Raw genomic sequence first — 19,007 nt, 5'->3', positions numbered from 1 at the left:
CTCACGGGACATCTCGCAATAAACGGCGAAAACGCCGTCGGGAGGGAACGCAAGTTCCTCATCATTGCGGCCGCAAGCCGTGTCGCTCCTTACACATGGAGCGGCGCGTCGAGTGTCCGCCGGACGACAATCGACGGCGTCGTTGGGGCGCCGCGAACAATAGGGGAGTGCTCAGTCCGATGACTTCGAGAGTAAAGACTTCAACCTCACTGAAGGCCTTGATGGCCTCCGGCGTGGCGTTCGCCGCGCTCGCGGCGGGCAGCCAGGCCTTCGCGCAGGACAGCAGCGCCGTTGAAGAAGTGGTGGTCACCGGTTCGTCGATCCGCGGCGTGGCTCCGGTGGGCTCGCAGCTGATCGGCGTGACGCGCGACCAGATCAACGCGGTCGCTCCGACCAACGTCAAGGATCTGCTGGCGACCGTGCCGACCCTCGGCAACTTCGGCACCAACGCCGAACAGTCGACCCCGAACCGCTTCCGCACCCAGGGCTACCTGGCCAACATCCACAACGTCGGCATCTACGCCACCCTGACCTTGATCAACGGTCACCGCGTGGCCGCCACCGGCACGGAAGGCTCCTTCCCCGACCCGTCGTCGGTTCCGCCGATCGCCGTGCAGCGCACGGAAATCATCGCCGACGGCGCCTCGGCCATCTACGGCTCGGACGCCACCGCCGGCGTGGTCAACTTCATCTTCCGCAAGCCGTTCGACGGCATGGAATTCACCGCCACCCACTCGTTCGACAGCGAAACCCGCTATCAGCGCCAGAACCTCGGCCTCATCGGCGGCAAGACCTGGGACGGCGGCGGCTTCATGCTCGCCTACGACTACTCGACCAACAAGTCGCCGCTGAACACGGAAATCCCGTACCTGGCCCTCGGCGGCGACCAGCGCTCGCGCGGCGGTCGTGACAACCGCGGCACCACCTGCCTGACGCCGACCTATCGGGCGATCAGTCCGACGACCAACGCCGTCACCGGTCCGACCTACGGCGCCGGCCCGGCCTACAGCACCGCGACCGTCGATCAGCGTTGCGGCGTCCTCGCGCCCAGCACGATCATCAGCGACGGTGAGCGTCACGCCTTCCTGGGCACGATCGAGCACCAGCTGACCGACAACGTGAAGGTCTGGGGTGAGCTGAACTACAGCCACTTCGAAGGCCGCTCGCTCGGCGGCGCCTTCGCCCTCAACATCGCTGTGCCCGAATCCAACCCGTTCCTGACCCAGGCCAACACGCCGCCGGCGCTCTGGAACCAGCTGCAGTCGGGCGCCATCGACTCGGTGTTCGTCAACCGCAGCGGCATTCCGTTCTTCCCGGGACAGTTCGTCTCGGGCGGCAGCGCCACGGCCACCACCTTCGTCTCGGGCCTGGACATCGACCTGGGCGCGGAATGGAAGGGCACCGCCTCGCTGGTGATCTCGCGGACCCGCGACTACAACTGGGGCAACGAGCCGGACCTGATCAACCTGCGCGACGCACTGGCCGACACCAACCCGGCCACCGCGTTCAACATCTTCGGCGACGCCTCGAACAACAACCCGGCCACGCTGGCCCGGATCAACAACAAGACCGGCCAGTACAACTGGGGTCAGCAGGGCCTGCAGGAACTGCAGTTCAAGGCTGACGGTCCGCTGTTCGAACTGCCGGGCGGCACCGTCCGCATGGCCGTCGGCGCCTCGTTCCGCGCCACCCAGGCCAACGCCCTGCAGCTCGCCGGTTCGCGCGCCGCCAACGCCGGCTACAACGCCGTCGTCCGCGACGACCACCCGCGCCAGCAGGTCTCGGCCGCCTTCTTCGAAGCCAACATCCCGCTGGTCGGCTCGGGCAACGCCCTGCCGCTGGTCCGCGAGCTGACGGCCTCGATCTCGGGTCGCTACGACTATTACGACCGCTACGAAGGCACCTTCAACCCGAAGTTCGGCATCGTCTGGTCGCCGATCGAGGACCTGCGCTTCAACGCGTCGTACGGCACCAACTTCAACGCCCCGAACGTCGGCCTGCTGACCGGCCTGTTCGGCCAGCCCAACTACAACGCCAACCCGAACAACGTGATCGGGTACGGCCAGTACAAGGGCACGACGCTCACCAACATCAACCAGTACACCCTCTCGGGCCAAGGCGGTAACCTGCTGACGCCGGAAGAGGCCAAGACCAAGTCGGTGGGCGTGACCTGGACCCCGGCGTTCCTGCCCGGCCTGCGCGCCGGCGTGAACTGGTACTACATCGATTACTCGAACCTGTTCTTCAAGGTTACGGGCAGCGACCTGATCACCAACCCCGCCTTCGCCGGCCTGGCCGAGTTCTACCCGACGCCGGAACGGATGCAGGAAATCCTGCGCCTGTATCCGCCGTCGAACGCGATCCTGGTCGATAACTTCGACTACGTGCCGCACACCGAGGCCGTGAACCTCGGCACGCGGATCTACGAAGGCCTCGACTACGACATCAGCTACTCGTTCAGCACCGAGACCCTGGGGCAGTTCCGCGTCGGCGTGACCGCCAACCAGCAGCTTCAGTACAAGCAGAAGGTGCTGGCCAACCAGCCGTTCCAGGATCGCTTCAACACCAGCGACGTCGTCGAGTGGAAGGCGCGTTTCAACGCCGGGTGGATCTACAACAACATCACGGCCAACGTCTTCTACAACTACACCGGCGAATACACGAACCAGAACTCGGTGGTCGTTCCCAACCAGAAGGTGGACGCGTTCAAGACCGTCGACCTGTCGCTGGCCTACGAGTTCCCGAACCTGATGAAGGGCATCACCCTGCAAGGACAGGTCAACAACCTGTTCGACAAGGATCCGCCCTTCTTCGACAACGCCAACGGCTACAACGCGAGCTGGGCTTCGCCCTATCCGCGTAGCTACACCCTGACCCTGCGCGGCAAGTTCTAAGCCAGGGACAGTATTTGCAGGCGTTTACCCCTTTTTCCGCGTCTGCATGACTAGGGCCGCCCTGTGCCGGGGCGGCCCTTTTTTGCGTCCGCGACAGACGAGCGCCGTCCAGTCTGAACGCGCGCGGCGTCAGCTTCGGTCGTCTTGAATTTTCAGGAGGGGAGGAAGTGGCGCACCCGACACGATTCGAACGTGTGACCTTTGCCTTCGGAGGGCAACGCTCTATCCAGCTGAGCTACGGGTGCGTGGGAAGCGGAGGCGGGTTCTAGCCGAAGCCCCGCCTCCGCGCCAGTCTTAGAAACTTACTCGCTGTAGGTGGCCTTCTGGCCCTTCACCAGGGTCTCGATCTTGTAGAGGTTGGTGCCGCCGGTGATGTAGACGGTCTGGTTGTCGGGGCCGCCGAAGGCGACGTTGGAGCCGCCGCGGCCGGCGTTCTGGATGACGCCTAGGTTCTTGGCCTGGGGCGAGATCACGTTCACGCCGCCCGGGCCGGTCGCCCAGATGTTGCCCTGGCTGTCGACCTTCAGGCCGTCGACCCCGCCGCGCGTGCCGGGCGGCAGCACCCAGTTGTAGAAGTCGCGCTTGTTGGTCGCCGTGCCGTCCGGCTGGATGTCCCAGGCGATGATGCGCGGGCTGGGCGAGGCGGTGGAGACGTAGAGGGTCTTGTTGTCCGGCGAGCGGCCGATGCCGTTGGGCCGCATCAGCGTGCCGTCGATGAGCGTCAGCTTGCCGTTCTTGTAGCTGTAGACGCCGTCGAACTGCAGCTCGTCGTTCGGACCCTTCTGGCCGCCGGGCAGGCTGTAGGCCGGGTCGGTGAAGAACAGGGTCCCGTCGTCGGTGTAGACCATGTCGTTCGGGCTGTTGAACCGCTTGCCCTCATACTTGGAGAGGTAGGAGGTGAACTTGCCCCTGGCGTCCATGCGGCCGATGTCGCGCGCGCCCTGGCGCATCACCAGCATGCCGCCGTTCTTGTCGGCGATGCGGCCGTTGGGGCCCTGGTTGACGGTGACGGTGGGGGTGTAAACCCAGCCGGTGTTCTGGGCCAAAATCGACTTCTGGCCGTTGGCGTCGATCGAATAGATCTGGCCGGCGCGCTGGTCGGAGACGGTGATCTTGCCCTTCCACCACAGGGGGCCCTCGGTGGAGTTGAAGCCGGTGGCCACCAGCTCGGGCAGCACGCCGGGGGCGATGATCTGGTCCATGGCCGGATCGTTGCGGATCACGGCGTTGGGCTGCGAGGCCGGGATCGGGCGCTCGAGGCCGGGGAAATAGCCGTTGGAGGTGGGCGGGCCGGGCGGCACCGGCGGGCGCGGCGGCTGCGTGGTCGGGGCGGCGCCGGGCGCGGCGGCCGGAGCCTGGGCTTGAGCCGCCAGCGGGGCCAGCAGGGCGGCCGCGGCGAGCATGGCGAAGGTCGTCTTCATTGGGCTTGTTTTCCCCCTCATCGTTACGCCCACTATGCCCACGGCCCCGCTGACTCTCAATCGCGGGCTTTTCGCTAAGTGAGAGCTGAAATCGTATACAGAGTGCAGCTTGTCGCTTAAGAACGACGCGGGACGACGCGACCGGACAAGGCGCGCGAAAGACAAGGCCCCGGGCGGGCCAAACGGGAGAGACGCATGACCACTCGGCGGCAATTGATGATCGGCGGAGTCGCCGTCGCGGGCCTCGGCTTCTCGGGCGCCTTCGCCGAGGCGCTGGCCCAGGGGACGCTGCCGCCCAAGAGCCCGATCGGCATCGGCGGCGCCGCCATGGGCGCGCTGAACCGCGGCGTGCCGGGCGTGTTCGAAGGCCTGGGCAAGGACCCGATCCGCTACATCGAGTTCATCCGCAGCATGGGCGCCGGCGGCATCCAATCCGGCTTCACCACCCGCCTGCCGGAGATCCGCGCCAAGCTGGACCAGCTGGGCATGTATTACGAGGGCAACGCCGCCCTGCCGGCCACGCTGGACGCCGACACCGCGCCGTTCGAAGCCTCGGTGCTGGCCGCCAAGGAACTGGGCGCCACTTGCGTGCGGGCCGTCAGCCGCTCGCTGCCGGGCGGCACCGGCCGCCGCTACGAGACCTTCACCTCCTACGCCCAGTTCGAGGAGTGGCAGAAGATGGCCAACGCCATCATCCTGAAGGTGCTGCCGATCGCCGAGAAGCACAAGATCGCCATCGCCATGGAGAACCACAAGGATCGCCAGGTGGACGACGCGGTGGCCTTCCTGAAGACCACCTCCAGCGAATACCTCGGCACCCTGATCGACCCGGGCAACAACATGAGCCTGATGGAAGAGCCGGTGGAGACGGTGACCAAGCTGGCCCCCTGGGTGAAGGCGACCTCGCTGAAGGACATGGGCGTGGCGCCCTATGAGGACGGCTTCCTGCTCTCGGAAGTGGTGTTCGGCACCGGCTGCACCGACCAGAAGGCGCTGTTCGAGATCATGCGCAAGGTGAACCCCAGGATCAACGCGACCGAGGAGCTGATCACCCGCGATCCGCTGAAGGTGCCGGTGCTGAAGGACGACTACTACCGCTCGTTCCCGGCCGAGATGCGGGCCCGGCGCGACCGGTGGATGGACATGGTGAAGGCCAAGCAGACCAAGCTGCCGACCGTCTCCAACCTCGACCCGACCGGCCAGATGAAGGCCGAGGAGAACAACCACCGGGCCACGATTGCGTGGGGGCTGAAGAATTTGACGTTCCCGAGGGCGTAACGCGCTCCCTTCTCCCCTGGAGGGAGAAGGGTTGGGGATGAGGGGGACGCTGCGGTTCAGACCGCGCGTTCCTCGTGAATCCAGACTCAGCATGCACCCCCACCCCTGCCCCTCCCCCTTCGAGGGGGAGGGGTTCTTATTATTCACCGCCAATCGACGTTGAGCTTCGGCGGCCGGTCCGGGCGCGGCGGCGGCTTGCCGTACTGCATCCCCGGCTCGGGGTTGTTCGGATCGACGAAGACCACCTTCAGGGTCTGGGGCGGCGGGGCGGTCTCGTCGACCGGCTCATGACGCCGTCGCCAGCGGGCCGAGCGCAGTCTCGGCGGGTGGTTCCGGCCGGGCGCGCTCGCCGGGTCCGGGCCGGCGGCGGCCAGCGCCCCCAGGCGGGCGGCGACCACCAGATCGCGGGCGGAGCCGCCGGGCGCCTCGGCGATCTCGGCCAGGGCCCAGTGTTCCTCGGCCAGGCGCGGCCAGTCGGGCGAGAGGCCGACATCGGCGCAGACGCGGGCGACCAGGGCGCTGAGCGGCGCGGCTGAAAGATCGCCGTAGAGATCCTCGTCGGCGAGCCGCTCGCGGGCCTCCGTGCAGGCTTCGCGCACGCGCGCCATGGCCTCGGCGTCGCGCTCCGCGCCCGGCAGGGCGGCTTCGAAATGATCGTGGGCGACGCGCTCGACCACCCGCCCGGCCCGCGCCTGACGCGACGCCGCTTCGGCGCGGCGCGCCTCCAGCGCCTCGCGCGCCGCGACGGCGGCCTGGGTCTCGTTCTCGCGGCAGGCCCGCCGCCACAGGCTGAGCGACAGCCGCGCCGCCCGCGTGGCGCGGGTGAAGGCCAGGATGGGATCGGTGGTGGGGGAGCTGGTGGCAGCGGCGGCGGGGAGGGGCTCCGCAGCCTCCGCATCCTCGACCTCCACCACCCGCGCGGCCAGGTCGCGTGCTGAACGCGCCGCCTCGGCCTCTGCCAGCACCCGCTCGCCGGTCGCCTCGACCACCTGCATGCAGATCTCGGACAGCCGCTCGAACATGGCCATCTGCCGCTCGACCGGCGTGCCGTCGGCGGAGGCCGGGGCGTGGGCGTCAGAGGGGCGGGCGGCGACGGTCATCTAGAGACCAGCGTGGAGGGGCGCTGCGTCGGGAACGGACGTAGGGGGGCATTGGAGGCCCTACGTATCGGTCAGGCTGCGTTTGTTGCGACCGACATGCGTGTTGCGGCCACTAACTCGTCTACTCTCGCCGCAGCTGCCTTCACGTAAGACTGCAAATCGCCGCCGTTTGACGCATCCCAAGCGAAGTCGAAGCCGCGTTCAACTGTCGACCAAAGCGTGTTTAGCTGATCAGATGTGGCGGTCTTGATTGCGCGGACTGCTAACATCACGCGGCGTAGATCGGTGGCTGATGTGATCTCCGGCACTTCAAGTGCGAGAAGGCGGTCGCGCAGAAGTCTCAAGCTGATCGTGTTCTCAACAGCATATGCGCTCCGCTCGCCATTAAGTCGGCCCAAGGCGCGGCGGCGTTTTGCCGGCGTCAGCCCCTCGTTCTCAATCAGGGCGACCGCTTGATCCTGCGAAATATTGGCTTCACGCATCCAGCGAAACATCGGTAGCCAGTCAGAAGAGGAATTTATGGCGGCGAGGAAGTATTGACCAGGCTCTGCCACGGGCAGGCGTTTGGCGAAATTCTTTATCAACGCCCCATCGCTAACGAAGCCCCTTACGATCTCAGGCGTAGCCACTTCTATCGTGGCCTTTGCGTCGCCGATCAAACGCAACGCGGGTGCGCCCTCTTTCTCTACAAACTCGCCTTGCTTGATGAGGTTTAGGCGCGAGATCATGTCCGACGAAAGCGCGATGGGTTTAGTCGGATCGACCAGCCGCCCCTCCTTCAAGTCGATAAGCGCCAAATCTTCTGGGGATCGTTCCGCAAAGATGTTGAGGTGGTTGAGCAGAGCGCGTTGTGAATGCCGATCGCGCTGCGCGAGCAACGTTACCATCTCGCCATAGCCAATCGACGTCGATTGTCCGGGATATCGAAAGTAAATTGCGCCGTCCTTGATTTTGTCGCCAAATGTCTTGGTGGCAATTACTGGCTTGTTTTCGGCTGTATCCACGTAAATAACGCCAACTGTTTTCCCGTCGATCGTCGCGGTCACGCGCTCGAACGCGGGTGTTGGCATGAGGCAGCCTTTTATAACTTGAGTCCACCGGGCTGGATCGCAATCAAATGCTTCTGGACTCGACAAGCCTAAGACCCGACCTGTTCGGTCTTCGATGCCGCAAAGAATGTAGCCACCACGATGGTTGGCAAGGGCGGCTATAGCGCGTGCGATCTTCGAGAAGGTGTTGTCGGCGAATGAGAATGAGGCCTTAAACTCAAGCTGGTCGTTTTCGGCAAGCAGTAGGGCCCCCGACTCAGTAGCGAGAAGCTTTGCCATCGTGGCCGGACCTAGCGGATCGCTTTCGGCGGCCGAGGGGGATTTGCTAAAGGCCTCGACGAAGCGAGCTAGTTCTCCGGCCGAGGCAGAAGGCACATTGGCTCCGAACCGGCCAAGCTTGATCTCACTAAATGCAGCTGGGGTCAGCGTCCGCTCGGGCCGATTGAAGTAGGCGTGCATTTTGTCGCGCGCGTAGTCTTCCTCCATCATCCGCTTGATGAGGCCGATTTCCCAATCTTGAAGGCCGCGTTTTGCCATTTGTCGAGCCGAGTCTAGAGCGAGGTTTCACGCATACTACCTCGTTCAGTAAAGGCGCGCTGCGCAATAATGCTGCCGCTCAATGTCGACATCCCTCTGCCTGTCGCTCTTGAGCCCACTTCCCCCGCGTTGGTCTGCTTGGTCTATGCCTGCAAGCGGGCACGTTTGAGGTGACGGATTAAGGTGGCGAGTGTCGCAACGCATGAAAGGCCTTCTCGCGAGGCGGGATTGTTGGGACGATTGCGACTTATCAGCGAAATGTAAGAGCTTTAAGGTCTAGCTTTCTGGCGAGTCGGCGAGATTCCCCATGCCTAGCGCAATGAAACTGACAACGTTCAAGGATGTTGACCTTTCCGATCCGTTCTTCGACAGCCTAAAGGCGGCTTACGAAGAGTTTCCGGTGTGGTTTGCCAGCAAGGCTGAAGAGCCGGTCTATGTCAGTGAGGACGCTGCAGGTGCTTTGCAGGGATTTCTCTACCTGAAGAAGGAAAGTGGCGCGGTTACTGACGTTGACCCTCCGCTGCCTCCGGCCGAACGCCTCAAGGTCGGCACACTGAAGATTGTTGCTCATGGGTCTAAGCTCGGAGAGCGTTTCGTAAAAAAGGTTTTCGACAACGCCATCGAGAAGGGTGTCGAAGAAATCTACGTCACTGTCTTCGAGGTGCACGCACCGCTCATCCGCCTGTTAAAGCGTTACGGCTTCATACAGCACTCCATAAAGACGACGCCGAACGGGACCGAACTGGTGTTCGTTCGCTCGCTCGTCAACGTCACCGGCGACATTCGTCGTGACTATCCGATCATTCACACGAAGGGCCGGAAGAAGCATTTGCTCGCAATTTATCCCGAGTATCACACCCGCCTATTTCCTGACTCAATTCTCGACAACGAACATCCTTCTATTGTGGAGGACCTGTCTCACACGAATTCCATACATAAGGTTTATCTCACCTTCACTCGCGTCGGTGGCATGAAGGCGGGCGATATCGTAGTAATGTACCGATGTACAGATGGGAAGGCACCGGCAAAATACCGATCCGTCGTTACTTCTGTATGCGTGGTTGAAGAAATTCGCCCGAGTAAGGACTTCTCCAATCTCGGAGATTTCCTCAAGTATGCTCGACCACATAGCGTGTTTGACCGCGAAGAACTTGAGTCGCAGTGGTGGAAGTCAGGGAAGCCATTTTTCGTGATCCGTATGATGTACAATGCCGCATTCGGAAAGCGGACGACTCGGGGCAAGCTGCTCGACGAGCTTGGAAAGAGTCCGCGCGCGTACATCAATTTCTATCCGCTCACCGATGCCGAGTTCGACAAGGTGATGGAGATGGGCAAGGTCAATGAAAGTATTATTGTCGATTAGGCCCGAGTATGTAGAGCGGATATTCGATGGCACGAAGCGCTATGAGTTCCGCCGCAGGCCCTACGGCAATCGGGATATTCGGACCGTCGTGGTGTACGCGACGAAGCCCGTAGGGAAGATCGTGGGCGAGTTCGACGTCGACGGCATCCTAGGAGAAGCGCCCGACGACCTTTGGATTCGTACCGCAGCGCTTTCCGGAATCTCCCGCGCCTTTTTCGACGCGTACTTTGAAGGCCGGCAAATCGCTTATGCCTTGAAGATCGGTGAGGTACGACCGTACGCTGAGCCCATCTCGCCAGAAGCCGTGCTGGAAAAGTTCACGCCGCCACAGTCGTACATGTATGTTCAAGACGGCCCACTTCTAGAAGGGCCTCAGCAACTACAACTTATCTAACGCTACCTTGGCGCCGCTCCTCGTCCTCTTCGGAATATCTGCGGTAGGAAAGACGACCGCAGCGCAGGCGATTGTAGCGCGCTTTCCTGAGGTGCTGACGTTCCAAGCTAGCGCTTTGCTGAAAGCAGCTCTCGCTCATACGGGGGAGGCCCTAAGAACAGCCGAGCAAGGCCAGATAGCCTTAAACCAAGGGGTCTTGGCCAGTGCATTGGCGGCGGCGCGTTACGGCGTGGAACACCGGCCGGTGATCTTGGATGCGCATAGCGTCATCGACAACGATAGGACGCTTGTCGATATCCCCCTGGAGGCGTTTACGCCGTTGCATCCCGCAGGCGTTGCAATGCTAACGGCGGATCCAACCATCATTGTGGAAAGGCGGAGCCGGAGTGCACGAGTACGCCCTGCCCGTTCGATCGAGGAACTAGCGCAACATCAAGCCCGAGCGCTGACGATCGCAAGATTGCATGCCGTCGCTCTTGGAACGCCCTTTGCAACCTTCGACAGCGAGGATGCTGAAGGACTCGTTCGGTATGCCGTGACAGTTCTGGGGCTAACGACGCTGCCTAGTGAGTAGGTTGGGTCAGAGTCTCACCCCATAGCCGGCGGCCTCACCGACTTCGCCCCCCGCGCCGTAAGCCACAACGCCGAGACCAGGAAGTACGCCGCCCCGAAAGCCGCGTAAGGGGCGACGGTGGTGAGGGTGTCGACCTGGGGGCCGGCGGCCATCTTGGCGAAGAACAGGCCGGCGAGGGCCGATTGGGCGCCGCTGAGGATCATCACCCACTGGGCGCCGTAGGTCTTCCAGCGGCGGACGCCGGTGGCCAGTTGCAGCAGGCCGGCGACCAGGGCCCAGAGGGCGAAGACGGCGAGCATGGCGTTCATGCCGGCCACGGCGCCGGCGACGAGGCCGAGGGCGGCGAGCAGGCTGATGGCGGCGTTGATGGCCTGGGTTCGGTTGGCGGCCAGGCCGCCGTTGCGGCGGGCGTCGGCCAGGTTGGCGGCGGCGTCCCACAGCGGGTAGGCGACCAGCATGACGACGGCGAGCGGGGGCGCGGCCTTGGCGAGGGTGAAGGCGGCGGCCACCCAGAGGGCGGCCACGGCGAAGCGGACGGCGTAATAGTTGCGCAGCCAGGCGGACTGGGCAGTTTGGGTGGGTCGGGCGGCTTTGGCGGGGCGGGACATCGGTGTGGCTCCGGATCGGCTGGGGTCAGGCGACGGTGAGGCCGACGGCGACGTTGCCGCGCGTGGCGTTGGAGTAGGGGCAGATCTGGTGGGCGGCGGCGACCAGGGCCTCGGCCTCGTCACGCGGTACGCCGGGCAGGCTGATGGCGAGATCGGCGGTGATGCCGAAGCCGCCTTCCGAGCGCGGGCCGATGCCGACGGTGGCGGTGATCGCGGCGTCAGCGGGGATTTTGGCCTTGGCCTGCTGGGCGGCGACCTTCAGCGCGCCGAGGAAGCAGGCGGAATAGCCGGCGGCGGACAGTTGCTCCGGATTGACGCCTTCGCCGCCGGCGCCGCCGAGTTCGCGCGGGGTGGACAGCTGGACGTCCAGGCGGCCGTCCTCGGACCGGGCGTGGCCATCGCGGCCGCCGGTGGCGGTGGCGCGGGTGCGGTAGAGAACATTGACGGACATGGGGCGCTCCTTGTTGCTTTTAGCGATATTCCTTATCGCGATAAATGACCGTCTAGCGACGGGGCGGCGGCGTGTCCAGCGATTTGTTATCGCGATATAGGATTTCGTGCTAAGGAGAGGTCATGAGCCATGACCTGACCCTGGAAGACCAGCTGTGCTTCTCGCTCTATGCGACGTCCATGGCGATCAACCGCACCTACAAGCCGCTGCTGGACCGGCTGGGGATCACCTATCCGCAGTATCTGGTGCTGAGCGCCCTGTGGGAGGAGGACGGGCGGACGGTGGGGGGGCTGGCCGAGCGGCTGTCGCTGGAATCCAGCACCATCACCCCGCTGGTGAAGCGGCTGGAGGCGGCGTCGCTGGTGACGCGGGCGCGGCAGGCGGACGACGAACGGCGGGTGTTGGTTTCGCTGACCGAGCGCGGGCGGGCGCTGAAGGACGAGAGCCGCTGCCTGGGCGAGACCCTGTTCGCCCGCTCGGGCATGCAGGGGGCGGAGCTGATGGCGCTGAACCGTGAGGTGCGGCGGCTGCGGGAGGCGCTGACCCAGGCGGAGGGGGCGTAGGGGCTCGGCTTTGTCCTTTTCCCCTTGCGGGAGAAGGTGTCGGCGGAGCCGACGGATGAGGGGTCGCGCCGCCTCATCCGCCCGACCTCGATCCTAAGCCGCGCCTTCTGGGAGACCCCTCATCCGACCCGCTGCGCGGGCCACCTTCTCCCGCAAGGGGAGAAGGCGAGATTCCGGCTAGCCGGCCTTCCTGCCCTTAGGCTCAGCCGCCGTCGTCGCCGTGGTGACCGGCGCGCCCTTGACCTTGGCGCTGCCGACCAGCGCCGCGCAATCGGCGTCGTCCGCCAGCCCCGGGTCCACGAACGGCAGCAGGGCCGCGATCGGCGAGAGCAGGGAGCCGAGGGCGGCGCCGAGGCCGCCCTGGGCGATGGCGCGGCTGGCGTCGACGCCGAAGCCGGGCTTGGCGAGGGTGCCGTTGACGTTGATCGGCACGAACAGGCGCACCAGGCGGGGGCGCTTGCTGTCGCCCTCGATGCGCAGGTTCAGGGTCTCGTCCTTGAGGTTGATGGCGCCCTGGCCGGAGGCGAGGACGACGCCGGTGTCGAGCACGATGCGGTTGGCGCGCATCACGCCGTCGGTGACCTTGAAGTCGGCCACGGCGCAGCGCAGCGAGGTCTCGCGGTTGTCCTTCGAGAGGAGGAGGATCAGGCCCTTGGAGGCGTTGACGCCCAGCAGCTCGGCGAAGGCTTGGCGGATCTGGCCTCGGGGGATGACGGCGGTGACCGTGCCGTTGGAGGCGGCGGCGACGCGGTGGACGGAGTTCCCGGCGCCGGTGAGCTTGGCGCGGGCGGCGATGACGCCCTCGACGGCCGGCTTGCTGGTTCCGTCGGCGCCTTGGGACTTGATGGTGACGAAGTCCTCCAGGCGGGCGTTGGTGAGGCGGGCGTCGAGGGCGGTGACGGGGGTGTCCTTCGTCGCGTCGAGCCTGACGTCGGCGACCAGGGAGCCGCGCGAGAAGGTGAAGGCCACCGGGTGCATGGTGAGCACGCCGGCCTTGAGGGAGAGGTCGAGCGAGGCCTTCTGCATGGGCAGGCCGGGGGCCAGGACATCGGCGGCGCGATACTTCACCTCGGCGTCCATGGAGCGGAGGCGGTCGACCTGCAGGGTGGCGTCGGGGAGCAGGCGCTGGCGGGCGGCCATGGTCTGGCCGACGGCCTTCTGCTCGGCGCTGGCCGTCTCGCCCCGGGCGCGGGAGGGGGCGCCGCCGAGGATGGTGGAGAGGTCGTCGAAGTCCAGCTTGCGGGAGTGGACGTCGGCGGTGAGCAGGGGGCGCTCCCGTCCGGTCTGGACGGAGACGTCGCCGTTGAGGTCGCTGTCGCCGACGCGGCCGGCGAAGCGGTTGAAGGACCAGCGCGTTCCGTCGCGCCGCAGGGCGCCGGAGATGCGGTAGGGCGGGGTGTTGGGCAGGGCGAGGCCGGTGAGGCGGTAGAGCTCGTTGAGGTCCGGCCCGGCGAGGGTGATCTGGCCGCCGAAGCGGCCGAGGTCGAACGGCTTGTCGATGCGGCCGACGGCGTCGAGGCTGGAGGCGCCGCCCTTGACGTGGGCCTCGAAGGGGTAGGGGCGGTCGGGCGAGACGTTGAGCAGCGGGCCGCCGGTGACCAGGGCGGTGAAGGGGGCGCGGTTGAGGCGGCCGTCGCCGACGAGGCGGAAGGCGCCCTTTTCGGGGCTATTGGGGCCGGCGCCGGTGGACTGTTCGTTGGTGGAGACGACGCCGACGAAGGTGATGTCGCGGTCGCGGTCCTCGATGCGGAGGCGGCCGTCGTTGAGAATGAGGTGCTGGATGGCCGGCAGCTTCATCGGCTTGTCGGACTTCTTGTCGGGGTCGCCGAAGGTCCAGTTGGCGCGGCCGTCCTTCTCGCGCAGGAGGCCGACGGCGGGGCGGTCGATCTGGAGCAGGGGCAGGATGACGTCACCCTTCAGCAGGGGCAGGACCTTCACCTGGATGGAGAGCTTGTCGACGGTGACCATGTCGCGGCCGGCGCCGCCCTTCGTCGCCCAGTCCGGGTTGCCGATGCGGACGCGGGCGGCCTCGGCGCGGGGGGACCAGGACCAGGGGTGGACGTCGAGATCGCCGAGGATCTGGACCTCGCGGTTGAGGCGGGCGGAGGCGATGCGGGAGACCGGGCCGCGCAGCCAATTCCAGTCGAACAGGATCAGGAAGACGACGATGGCGGCGACGAGCAGCAGGCCGAGGGTGACGCCGACGCGGGAGCGGCCGGAGGCGGCGCGCCAGGCGTGGGCGATGTCGCTGAGGGCTGCGCGCGCCGCGGGACGGCGGGGCGCGATCGTGTGATCGGTCAAGGGCTTACTCCGCGCGTGGTTTTGTTAATCGCGGGGAGGGGGCTTGGTTCCGATTTGAGATCCCCTCTCCCTTGAAGGGGGAGGGGTCAGGGGTGGGGGTGAATGCCGAGGTTCAGGGCGGGGCGCGGCGGGCCCGCCTGTTGAGCGTCTTGCCGAAACTCACTGCGTGCACCCCCATCCCCAACCCTTCCCCCTTCGAGGGGGAAGGGCTCTTTTAGTACCCGGGCGTCTTGCTCGGCCAGGTGAGGTAGCCGTAGGCGTCGCGGCCGGCGAGCGGGTAGGGGCGGTAGGGCTGGGCGTAGCCGTAGGACCCGTAGCCGTAGGTGGAGTAGCCGCTGCTGTAGGTCGAGCCGTAGTCGTGGCCGTAGGACTGGGTGTAGCGCGGGCCGTAGCTGTAGGCATAGCCCGGGCCGTAGGCGTAGCCCGAGGTGGAGCCGTGGCCGTCGGCGTAGTGCGCGCTGTAGCCGGAGCCGGACTCGTAGGCGTAGCTGGAGCCGTCCGCGTAGGCGTAGGCCGAGCCGGGGTCGCCGCAGCGGCGCCAGACGTGGTTGGGAGGCTCGCCCAGGCGGTCGAGGCAGTCGCCGGGGCGGGCGTCGGCCGGCAGGGGCGCCGGGTCGAAGGGCAGGGGCGCGGGGCCGACCTCGGCCGGTTCGGCGTAGGCGAGGGCCTGGGGACGCGGGTGCGAGGCGCATCCGGCGAGGAGCGCGGCGACGGCGAGGCTGGGCAGGAGGGCGCGCAGGATCATGGCGGCAGGAAACTCCGGTTTTGCCCGCTTGGCGCGGTCATTCGCCTTCGGCGCGAAGGAAGGCCTCGACCAGGGCGTCGTAGAGGGCGAGCTGTTTGTAGGCGCGGAAGGGCTCCGGGGCGGCGCGCCAGGCGCGGGCGAAGGCGGCGAGGTGTGCGGGTCGGTCGCGCAAGGCGGCGAGCGGGTGCGTCCAGACGCGGATGGTGAAGAGGACGCCGCCGGTGCGGGGCAGGCGGCGCAGGGTCTGACGCTCGATGCGCAGGTGGAGGCGGTCGGCGGCGTCTTCGGGGGCGATGGCGGGGATCTCGGCGCGGATGGCGGCGACGTCGGGGGCGTGGAGGGCGTCGGAATTGACGAGCGTCCAGTTGCGGCGCTCGAGGAGCACGGGCTCGGGCAGGTTGTCGAACATCCGCTCGACGCGGGGACCGAAGCGGGCCTCGAAGCCGGGGACGGGGGCGTGCAGCTGGTCGAGGCGGCGGCCCAGGGCCTCGGCGGCGGTGAAGAAGCTGCCGGCGGAGAGGGAGAGGGCCGTGAGCGTCCAGGCGTCGTTACGTTTCTCCATCAGGCAGAGGTCGTCGGCGACGGCGCGGGCGGCGGCGTAGAGCGGCGGCAGGTCCGGGCGGGGCTGGACGGGCGTCGCGGCGGCCACGAGGTCGAGGACTTCGGCCTGGCCGGGGCGGGAGCCCTCGGTCTCGCCCCAGACGAGGGGGCGGGCGGTCTCGAACAGCGGGTCCTTGCGGGCGGCGGGGTCGGGCTCGCCGCCTTCCAGCCACGCCTCGGCGGCGATGGGCTTCAGGCCGATGGCGAAGTCCGGCGGGCCGTCGGCGTAGGGCGCGTGACGCGGGGTCATGGGCCGGTTCTACTTGTGAACGGCGGCCGGCGTCTCTAGCGTCGGGGCATGAGCAAGCTGATCGGGGCCGCAACGGCGGCGGAAGGCCTGCGCGACTGGACGGCCGTCGAAGGCCGCGACGCGATCACGCGCACCTTCCACTTCGCCGACTTCAACGCCGCCTTCGGCTTCATGACCCGCGTCGCCCTGGCGGCCGAGAAGCTGGACCACCACCCGGAGTGGACGAACGTCTGGAACCGGGTGGAGGTGGTGCTGACGACCCATGACGCGGGCGGGGTGACGGAGCGCGACGTCGCCCTCGCCCGCATCATGGACGCCAAGGCGTCGGCCTAGAATTCGTAGCTCAACGTCAGGAACATCTGGCGCGGGGCGGAGGCGTGGAAGACCACGATGTCGCGGGCCGTGGTGTTGTTGTCGCCGTTGGCCACCACGCCGGAGTCGCTCGGGGCGAAGACGCTGCTGTCGAGGTTGGAGGCGTAGCGCTTGTCGGTGAGGTTGGTGACGTTGAAGGCCAGCTTCGCGCCCCTCATCGTGCTGGTCTCGGCGAAGCGATAGCTGAGGCCGAGGTCGAAGGTGGTGTAGCCGCCGAAGCCCTGGTCGTTGAGGTAGGTGTAGAACCGCTCACCGGTGTACTTGCCCTGCAGCGAGGCCGAGAAGCCGCCCTGCTTGAGCGTCAGCACGCTGGCGTACATCTGCTTGGGGGTGTCGACCTGCTGCTTGCCGGCGGTCGGCAGGACCGAGGTGGTGGCGCCGAGGCTCCAGACCAGATCCTCGTCATAGGTCGACTTGTTGAACGAGGCGGAGTTGTACCAGCTCAGCCACTCCACCGGACGCCACAGGGCGCCGACTTCGAAGCCCTTGCTGGTGACGCTGCCGGCGTTGTGGAAGGAGTTGCCGCAGCCCGGGTTCTGCTGCTGGTTGGTCGGGCAGGGGTTGTACTGCAGCAGGCGGTTGTCGAAATCGACCTGATAGGCGGCGACCGAGACCTGCAGCGGGCCGGTCACGTAGCGGTAGCCGGCTTCCAGGCTTTTGGAGGTTTCCGGCTCGAGGTACTTGCCCTGGGCGTCCCAGACGGCCTGCGAGACCGACTGCGGGCCGAGTTTGAAGCCGCCCTGGAACATGGCCATGTTCTCGGCGTAGCTGGCGAACAGTTCGTGGCTCGGGGCGACCTGCCAGTGGACGCCGACTTCCGGCAGGAAGTTGTCCTCGGCGACCAGCGCGCCGGAGGCGAACTGGCTGGAGGCGGTGACCGGCGCCTTGGCGATGCCCCGTTGGCCCTGGGCGGCCGACTTCGAGTAGGTGCTCTTGAAGCCGAAATCGATGCTCAGGGCGTCGTCGAGCAGCTTCACCGTGTCCTGGATGTAGAACTGGCGCGTGGTCCAGTCGGTGGCCTGCACCCACTGGGCGGTGTTGGGCTGACCCTTGAGGAACTGGCCGAGGTCGAACGGGCCGGTGACGTTGGTCCAGATGTAGCGCGCGGCGCTGGAGGTGTTGTCCTCCAGCCAGAAGCCGCCCTGGACATGGTGGACGCCGACGTCCCAGCCGAGGCTGCCGAGCACGCCCTTGCGGTCGATGGTGTAGCGGGTGTCGCGGATCTGGACGGGGATGTCGTCGGCGGTGTCCGGGGTGCCCTGGGTGGACCAGCCGGTGATCCAGTTGTTCCCGGCGCCCTTGTCGGTGTGTTTGTAGACCTGGCCGCGAACGTGAAGGCTGTCGGTCAGGTCGTAGTCGCCGGCCAGGTAGTAGAGATCGTCGTCGCGCAGGATCTGGCCGTTGGTGAAGGTCACGTCGCCGCGCTTTTCCGGCAGGACGGAGTCGACGCACTTGCCCGGCGCGGTCGGGGCGGTGACGGCGCAGTAGGCGCGGTTGAGATAGGACAGCCAGTCGGGCGCGTAGCCGCCCAGATCCCAGCCGCGGCGGCCCAGCATTTCCTTCGAGATGTAGGGATCGTCGGCCTGGTTGGTGCGCGAGAGATCGGCGAAGGCGACGATCTTGCCGCGCTCGAATTCGTACTGGGCCTTGGCGTTCAGCTGCTTGCCGGTGGAGGTGTTCCAGGCGGGCTGGTTCACGAACAGGTCCTGCTCGACATACTGGCCCGAGATGTAGGCCGAGAAGCCGTTGTGCTCGCCGGTGTCGAAGCGCGCGAAGCCGCGCTTGCTGTTCTCGCTGCCGACGGTGACGTTGGCCGAGGCGCCCATCTGCGCGCGCGGATCGCTGGAGGTGTAGGTCAGGGCGCCGCCGAGGTTGCTGGTCGACGGAATGGCCAGGCCGGCGATGCCGGTGGCCAGCTCGGCGCCGCCGAGGTTCTCGGAGATCAGGGCGCGGCTGATGGTGAGACCGTTGTAGTTGTTGTAGGCGCCGTCGCCGAGCGGCATGCCGTCGAGGGTGTAGCCGAGGTGGGTGGTGTTGAAACCGCGCACCTGCAGGGTCAGGGACTGCTCGTTGGTCCCCAGGGCGTCGATCGACTGGGCGCTGACGCCGGGCAGGAAGTTCAGCGCCTTCTGCACGCTCGTGCCCGGCGGCAGGGTTTCCAGCTGCGACGGGACCAGGGTCGAGACCGAGCGGGCCTGGCCGCTGCCGATGATGACCAGTTCCTCGACCTGGCCGGCTTCGGCTGCGGTGACGTCGTCGGCGGCGCGCGCCTGCGTAGCAATGGAAAGACACGCGGCGATCGCCAGCGCGCTAGCGGATTTCATCAGCACTTTTGCCCCCGGGGTATTCAAGACGCCGTGGAGACTTGAATCCCCGACGTCGGCCACTTCAGGAGCGCTGCCATTTCACGCGTCGATGACGTTTCGTCCGTGTTTCGATGACGGTTTTGCTGGAATCCCAAGGTGCTTGGGAAACAGTTTGTCACCTGTTGCAAGGGGGCGACGCCC

Annotated in this window: 16 protein-coding genes and 1 tRNA gene; 7 read left to right on the top strand and 10 right to left on the bottom strand. The window is 66.3% G+C overall.

Features of this window, described 5'->3' with window-relative positions; genetic code table 11:
* The first annotated feature begins 221 nt into the window (after positions 1–221).
* Entirely contained in the window at positions 222–2,894 is a 2,673-nt protein-coding gene (locus tag ACFLIT_RS08590; RefSeq protein ID WP_479910807.1) for a TonB-dependent receptor domain-containing protein, read from the top strand.
* A 168-nt stretch (positions 2,895–3,062) separates the two neighbouring features.
* On the opposite strand, the gene ACFLIT_RS08585 is transcribed toward ACFLIT_RS08590, so the two are convergent.
* Together ACFLIT_RS08585 and ACFLIT_RS08580 are read right to left on the bottom strand one after the other, a co-directional pair.
* A tRNA-Arg gene (locus tag ACFLIT_RS08585) sits at positions 3,063–3,139 on the bottom strand.
* 57 nt (positions 3,140–3,196) lie between these two features.
* On the bottom strand, positions 3,197–4,315 hold the full coding sequence (locus ACFLIT_RS08580) for an SMP-30/gluconolactonase/LRE family protein (protein WP_479910806.1): 1,119 nt from the start codon (positions 4,313–4,315) through the stop codon (positions 3,197–3,199).
* A gap of 195 nt (positions 4,316–4,510) precedes the next feature.
* On the opposite strand from ACFLIT_RS08580, the gene ACFLIT_RS08575 reads away from it, so the two are divergent.
* Positions 4,511–5,593 carry a sugar phosphate isomerase/epimerase family protein gene (locus ACFLIT_RS08575; protein WP_479910805.1) on the top strand — a complete coding sequence of 361 codons (1,083 nt, stop codon included), beginning with the start codon at positions 4,511–4,513 and terminating at the stop codon, positions 5,591–5,593.
* A gap of 143 nt (positions 5,594–5,736) precedes the next feature.
* On the opposite strand, the gene ACFLIT_RS08570 is transcribed toward ACFLIT_RS08575, so the two are convergent.
* Together ACFLIT_RS08570 and ACFLIT_RS08565 are read right to left on the bottom strand one after the other, a co-directional pair.
* Positions 5,737–6,693 carry a hypothetical protein gene (locus ACFLIT_RS08570; RefSeq protein ID WP_479910804.1) on the bottom strand — a complete coding sequence of 319 codons (957 nt, stop codon included), beginning with the start codon at positions 6,691–6,693 and terminating at the stop codon, positions 5,737–5,739.
* Positions 6,694–6,764: 71 nt separating this feature from the next.
* Complete coding sequence (locus tag ACFLIT_RS08565) at positions 6,765–8,279, bottom strand: AlbA family DNA-binding domain-containing protein (protein ID WP_479910803.1); 1,515 nt, start codon at positions 8,277–8,279, stop codon at positions 6,765–6,767.
* 307 nt (positions 8,280–8,586) lie between these two features.
* On the opposite strand from ACFLIT_RS08565, the gene ACFLIT_RS08560 reads away from it, so the two are divergent.
* Genes ACFLIT_RS08560 through ACFLIT_RS08550 form a run of 3 tightly spaced genes read left to right on the top strand, consistent with a single transcriptional unit; the run spans position 8,587 to position 10,610 of the window.
* Positions 8,587–9,642 (top strand): N-acetyltransferase, encoded by a 1,056-nt coding sequence (locus tag ACFLIT_RS08560; RefSeq protein WP_479910802.1) that lies wholly within the window; start codon positions 8,587–8,589, stop codon positions 9,640–9,642.
* Positions 9,620–10,036, top strand: a complete 417-nt coding sequence (locus ACFLIT_RS08555) for an ASCH domain-containing protein (RefSeq protein WP_479910801.1) — start codon at positions 9,620–9,622, stop codon at positions 10,034–10,036. Before ACFLIT_RS08560 ends, ACFLIT_RS08555 begins: the two co-directional genes overlap by 23 nt.
* A gap of 7 nt (positions 10,037–10,043) precedes the next feature.
* On the top strand, positions 10,044–10,610 hold the full coding sequence (locus ACFLIT_RS08550) for an AAA family ATPase (protein WP_479910800.1): 567 nt from the start codon (positions 10,044–10,046) through the stop codon (positions 10,608–10,610).
* Positions 10,611–10,624: 14 nt separating this feature from the next.
* Here the strand turns inward: ACFLIT_RS08550 and ACFLIT_RS08545 are convergent, their stop codons facing one another.
* Positions 10,625–11,218 carry a DUF308 domain-containing protein gene (locus tag ACFLIT_RS08545; protein ID WP_479910799.1) on the bottom strand — a complete coding sequence of 198 codons (594 nt, stop codon included), beginning with the start codon at positions 11,216–11,218 and terminating at the stop codon, positions 10,625–10,627.
* A gap of 25 nt (positions 11,219–11,243) precedes the next feature.
* A complete protein-coding gene (locus ACFLIT_RS08540; RefSeq protein WP_479910798.1) occupies positions 11,244–11,669 on the bottom strand; it encodes an organic hydroperoxide resistance protein in 426 nt (141 codons plus the stop codon).
* Positions 11,670–11,791: 122 nt separating this feature from the next.
* On the opposite strand from ACFLIT_RS08540, the gene ACFLIT_RS08535 reads away from it, so the two are divergent.
* Positions 11,792–12,232 carry a MarR family winged helix-turn-helix transcriptional regulator gene (locus ACFLIT_RS08535; protein ID WP_479910797.1) on the top strand — a complete coding sequence of 147 codons (441 nt, stop codon included), beginning with the start codon at positions 11,792–11,794 and terminating at the stop codon, positions 12,230–12,232.
* 177 nt (positions 12,233–12,409) lie between these two features.
* Here ACFLIT_RS08535 and ACFLIT_RS08530 read toward each other — a convergent pair whose 3' ends face one another.
* From ACFLIT_RS08530 to ACFLIT_RS08520, 3 genes are all read right to left on the bottom strand, one after another.
* A complete protein-coding gene (locus ACFLIT_RS08530; protein ID WP_479910796.1) occupies positions 12,410–14,533 on the bottom strand; it encodes an AsmA family protein in 2,124 nt (707 codons plus the stop codon).
* A 214-nt stretch (positions 14,534–14,747) separates the two neighbouring features.
* The gene (locus ACFLIT_RS08525) at positions 14,748–15,278 is read right to left on the bottom strand and encodes a hypothetical protein (RefSeq protein WP_479910795.1); all 531 of its coding nucleotides are present in this window, start codon (positions 15,276–15,278) and stop codon (positions 14,748–14,750) included.
* Positions 15,279–15,315: 37 nt separating this feature from the next.
* Positions 15,316–16,128, bottom strand: coding sequence for a heme-dependent oxidative N-demethylase subunit alpha family protein (locus tag ACFLIT_RS08520; RefSeq protein ID WP_479910794.1), 813 nt, complete (start codon positions 16,126–16,128; stop codon positions 15,316–15,318).
* A 48-nt stretch (positions 16,129–16,176) separates the two neighbouring features.
* Between ACFLIT_RS08520 and ACFLIT_RS08515 the strand changes: the two genes are divergently transcribed.
* A complete protein-coding gene (locus ACFLIT_RS08515) occupies positions 16,177–16,461 on the top strand; it encodes a 4a-hydroxytetrahydrobiopterin dehydratase (RefSeq protein ID WP_479910793.1) in 285 nt (94 codons plus the stop codon).
* On the opposite strand, the gene ACFLIT_RS08510 is transcribed toward ACFLIT_RS08515, so the two are convergent.
* Positions 16,458–18,824, bottom strand: coding sequence for a TonB-dependent receptor (locus tag ACFLIT_RS08510; protein WP_479910792.1), 2,367 nt, complete (start codon positions 18,822–18,824; stop codon positions 16,458–16,460). The genes ACFLIT_RS08515 and ACFLIT_RS08510 overlap by 4 nt on opposite strands.
* Between the last annotated feature and the right edge of the window lie 183 nt (positions 18,825–19,007).

The organism is Caulobacter sp. HJHS_5, assembly GCF_056683955.1.
Note: the sequence above shows the minus strand (reverse complement) of the source record. Positions and strands in the feature narration are given on the sequence as shown.

Bases quoted from the DNA above. Each gene is read 5' to 3' on its own strand.
- ACFLIT_RS08520 (WP_479910794.1), bottom strand. From the start codon at position 16,128: ATGACCCCGCGTCACGCGCCCTACGCCGACGGCCCGCCGGACTTCGCC.
- ACFLIT_RS08540 (WP_479910798.1), bottom strand. From the start codon at position 11,669: ATGTCCGTCAATGTTCTCTACCGCACCCGCGCCACCGCCACCGGCGGC.
- ACFLIT_RS08560 (WP_479910802.1), top strand. From the start codon at position 8,587: ATGCCTAGCGCAATGAAACTGACAACGTTCAAGGATGTTGACCTTTCC.
- ACFLIT_RS08570 (WP_479910804.1), bottom strand. From the start codon at position 6,693: ATGACCGTCGCCGCCCGCCCCTCTGACGCCCACGCCCCGGCCTCCGCC.
- ACFLIT_RS08515 (WP_479910793.1), top strand. From the start codon at position 16,177: ATGAGCAAGCTGATCGGGGCCGCAACGGCGGCGGAAGGCCTGCGCGAC.
- ACFLIT_RS08555 (WP_479910801.1), top strand. From the start codon at position 9,620: ATGAAAGTATTATTGTCGATTAGGCCCGAGTATGTAGAGCGGATATTC.
- ACFLIT_RS08590 (WP_479910807.1), top strand. From the start codon at position 222: ATGGCCTCCGGCGTGGCGTTCGCCGCGCTCGCGGCGGGCAGCCAGGCC.
- ACFLIT_RS08565 (WP_479910803.1), bottom strand. From the start codon at position 8,279: ATGGCAAAACGCGGCCTTCAAGATTGGGAAATCGGCCTCATCAAGCGG.
- ACFLIT_RS08510 (WP_479910792.1), bottom strand. From the start codon at position 18,824: ATGAAATCCGCTAGCGCGCTGGCGATCGCCGCGTGTCTTTCCATTGCT.
- ACFLIT_RS08580 (WP_479910806.1), bottom strand. From the start codon at position 4,315: ATGAAGACGACCTTCGCCATGCTCGCCGCGGCCGCCCTGCTGGCCCCG.
- ACFLIT_RS08525 (WP_479910795.1), bottom strand. From the start codon at position 15,278: ATGATCCTGCGCGCCCTCCTGCCCAGCCTCGCCGTCGCCGCGCTCCTC.
- ACFLIT_RS08535 (WP_479910797.1), top strand. From the start codon at position 11,792: ATGAGCCATGACCTGACCCTGGAAGACCAGCTGTGCTTCTCGCTCTAT.
- ACFLIT_RS08575 (WP_479910805.1), top strand. From the start codon at position 4,511: ATGACCACTCGGCGGCAATTGATGATCGGCGGAGTCGCCGTCGCGGGC.
- ACFLIT_RS08545 (WP_479910799.1), bottom strand. From the start codon at position 11,218: ATGTCCCGCCCCGCCAAAGCCGCCCGACCCACCCAAACTGCCCAGTCC.